Annotated in this window: 3 protein-coding genes and 1 pseudogene; 1 reads left to right on the forward strand and 3 read right to left on the reverse strand. The window is 49.1% G+C overall.

The features are described from left to right. Positions 1 to 258: 258 nt before the first annotated feature. The 3 genes and pseudogenes from AACX88_RS17340 to nadS all read right to left on the reverse strand — a co-directional run. Positions 259 to 526, reverse strand: a pseudogene (locus AACX88_RS17340) (IS1-like element transposase); the annotation flags it as partial. Then, a complete protein-coding gene (locus AACX88_RS17345; RefSeq protein ID WP_339394116.1) occupies positions 523 to 963 on the reverse strand; it encodes a replication initiation protein in 441 nt (146 codons plus the stop codon). The gene AACX88_RS17345 and the pseudogene AACX88_RS17340, both read right to left, overlap by 4 nt. Positions 964 to 1,161: 198 nt before the next feature. Further along, complete coding sequence (gene nadS, locus AACX88_RS17350) at positions 1,162 to 1,446, reverse strand: NadS family protein (protein WP_032242301.1); 285 nt, start codon at positions 1,444 to 1,446, stop codon at positions 1,162 to 1,164. Between the two features lie 305 nt (positions 1,447 to 1,751). Here nadS and AACX88_RS17355 point away from each other — a divergent pair, with 305 nt between their 5' ends. Next, positions 1,752 to 2,774, forward strand: coding sequence for an IS110 family RNA-guided transposase (locus tag AACX88_RS17355; RefSeq protein ID WP_009652586.1), 1,023 nt, complete (start codon positions 1,752 to 1,754; stop codon positions 2,772 to 2,774). Positions 2,775 to 3,545: the final 771 nt, after the last annotated feature.

Here is a 3,545-nt window from a genome sequence, read left to right on the forward strand (position 1 = left end):
AGTATGGCAGCATTTTTCCTTTTTCAAAAATGCCAGCATTGATTTTTCTTTTAATGTCGCATTGGGTATTTTTAGTTATATTGTTTTTTATACCTTGTTTAATTTCAATGAGGTTGTTAGGACAGGAGTAATTCATAAGTTAAGATGCATGACCAAGTTAAAGTGATTCATTTATTAAATTCATTAAATGAATTGGTAATGACTCCAACTTACTGCTTGTGTTTTATGTTCAGATAATGCCCGATACCGACTGCGGCCTAATTTTTTTAAGTGTCGTAAAATCGTGTTGAGGACAGTGCCCATAATGCGGGATGTGGCCCGGCATCCAACGCCATTCATGGCCATATCAATGATTTTCTGGTGTGTACCGGGCTCAGAGGCGGTGTAAGTGAACTGTAGTTGCTTGCTATGTTTTACGACAGTGAGAGCAGAGATAGCGTTGATGTCCGGTAGTGCTTTTACCGTTACGCACCACGCCTTCAGTAGCTGAACAGGAGGGATAACCAGTCCAGCGTGTAGAGTTCAGGCTGCCATACGGGCAATTTTCCAGTGACTGTGGTTCGGATTCTTGCAAATTAGCCCCGAATACCCCGTGTCAGCGCCCAATTTTTTACGTAGCGCGCTCTCTACAGCAGCGGCGTAACGTAACGGTTTCATTTTTCCGTCTGGCGCGGTGCGTATCGAGGTTTTCAGTGCGTACAGCAGGTGCGCGTGTCCGTTTTCGGGGTTGGTGATGGTCAGTGTCGGCGCGGGGGCGTTGCGGTCGCTCCAGTCAATGGCTGCGCCGATGCGGTCAACGTCAAATCCCAGCCAGAACATGGCGTGAGGCTGATTAAACTGGATGTATTTAGCCAGAATAGCGCGCTCTTTCCCTGCGATGCGGACACCAAAGTGTAAATCATCCGAGAAGTACGGTTTATGCGGCAAGCGGTCGTTGAAAAGTTCGAGTGCTGCGTTACGCAATGTGCCCTGAACTTATGGCGGGCTGTTGTCTGGCACGGTTCATGTGCTAATATCCTTCTTAGGTTTTATACCTAGCCCTGATTTATCATGTCTCTTCCGCCAAGTTGAAATCATGATTATCGGGGCTTTGTTTTTTCTGTTGCCGTTAAAGTTACACGCGAACGGCCTCGCCTGTCGAATTTCTTCTGTCACATCAGCTTAATGCGCCGCCAGTTCATCAAAAAACTTTGGGTTAGCCTGAATGGTGGCCAGCACTTTTGCTGCCAGTCCGGTTGGGTTACGGCGTCCGGTTTCCCAGCTTTTGATGGTATCGAGGCTGGTTCCCAGCACTTTCGCCATTTCGCTCTGAGTAATATTCAGGTTTTCTCTGATAGCCCTGACGTCTGCCAGCTCGTAGCGGGTCACACGGGCGGGGGCTTTGGTTCCGTTTTTGATTTCAACGGCCTCTTCCAGAGAGGCTTTCAGCTCGTCAAAAAAACTCATCTTACACCTCGTCTTTCAGTCGTTGGGTCAGCTTCTTCAGTTCTGCTTTCTCTGCGTCTGTGATGCTGTCTTTGGTGCTTTTAGGGTACGTACAGCATGTAGACAACATGTCCGAAAGTAAGCAAAACCATTAACGGACAGCCGGATCATTTCGTACATCCCTTACGGTCAGGGGTTCGCGCTCAATGGAACGAAATCACCCGTTAGCTTAAAACGCTTAACGAATGGAAGGGACTTCCCCTGGATATGCACCTGATTAACTTTCGTGCAATCATGGGGTAAATATTGACCCAGAGGGATTCGTTATGACCATCACTACTGTCGGTATCGATCTTGCTAAAAATGTGTTTGCAGTTCACTGCGTTGACCAAAATGGTAAAGCAGTTCTGGTTAAACCCAAGGTGTCACGTGCAGCACTTCCTGAACTCATCGCAGGTTTACCTCCCTGTGTAATTGGAATGGAAGCCTGCTCGGGTGCCCACTATTGGGCAAGATTATTCAGGCAGTATGGCCATGATGTCCGGTTGATGGCCCCAAAATTTGTCTCACCCTATCGCATGGCGGGTAAGACCGGGAAAAATGATGCAGCTGATGCAATAGCTATTTGTGAGGCTGTGCAGCGGCCGCATATGCGCTTTGTACCCGTCAAAGACGAAAGTCAGCAGGCAATGCAGTGCTTGCATCGGACAAGGCAGGGATTTATCCAGGAAAGAACGGCAACGTATAACCGTCTTCGGGGTCTGGTATCCGAATTTGGGATTATCGCCCCACAAAGCACTGATGCTCTACGTCATATTGTTTCTGACCAGAGGGAAACTCTGCCAGTACAGGTCAGGCTTTGCATTGATGATCTATTGGCTCATATAACTAATATTGAAGAAAAAATCGCCGAATATGACAGGGTATTATCTCGTGTGGCCAAAACAGACCATCGCAGCCAGCAGTTAATGGAACTGAAAGGTATTGGCCCCACAACAGCGAGCGCACTGGTCGCCAGTATTGGCAACGCACATGATTTTAAAAACGGGCGCCAACTGGCAGCCTGGCTGGGGTTAACGCCATCGCAATACAGCAGTGGTGGAAAATCAAAGCTTGGCAGAATAACGAAAGCCGGTGATTCATATCTGAGAACGCTGCTGGTACAGGGAGCTCGTTCTGTGATGATAGGGGCAGAGAATAGAACGGACTCGTTTAGCCGTTGGGTCTGCTCGTTGATTGGCAGGCGGGGATACTGGCGTGCTGTCGTTGCAATCGCTGCCAAGAATGCGAGGTTGTGCTGGGCATCATTACATTACGGCGATGACTTCAAACTGTATTCGGCAACATGAAAAATTTAACTGTGTAGTAACTGAACTGCAACTCGTTGATGGTAAAGGGTTAGACCCCCGTGAGAAGTATCTGCATATCCTACTGGATATCCCTATCCGATTAGCGAAGGAGGATCTCACGAGCGTCTTTCATCAGGGTCCGAATCAATAGAGATTCAACGTGACCGTTTATAGTAGCGCAGTCTTATCCCTTGCCCTTCATTGATGAACAGACAGAAATTAAAAACCGGCGTTGACTGTTCGGGGAAGCCCTTATAGTAGGATAATTTCCTTTTTCCAAGCGGACCCGCTCTACTCGAAATTGTCGGATACCTGCAATTACCTACCGTGCCTTACGGCTTGGTCAATGCCTCACGGCCACGCAATAAATTGCGTCCCCGTTCACCGTTTTCGGATAAGAAGAACATCGGAAACAGGACTTACCCCGGCTGAATGGCGTGAATTTCCGCGCTATGCACTTGCGCGCATACTCATGCATGCCGTAAAAACAGAGCCTGCGCGTTTCTGGCGGGTTTTCGGGTGGTTTGTTGCCTGTTTTGCCGGTTTTCCGTCAGAAACGCGCTGAGGGCCTCTGAGGCGGTGCGGCCAACGGATGTTATGGTAAATTCAGCTGATTGGCAGGTACCTGATGGTCCTCGGCAGCGATTCTCACCGCTTCGTTAAGCGCGGCTGGGCCGCAGGTATACACGTGGGTGCCGGGCTCGAGATCGGCGAACAGACGCGCAAGATCGAGACGGCTGCCGAGTGCGGATACGTGAACGTTGACCCGAT

It is taken from the genome of Brevibacterium metallidurans (assembly GCF_037101285.1).
GTDB classification, from domain to species: Bacteria; Actinomycetota; Actinomycetes; order Actinomycetales; family Brevibacteriaceae; genus Brevibacterium; species Brevibacterium metallidurans.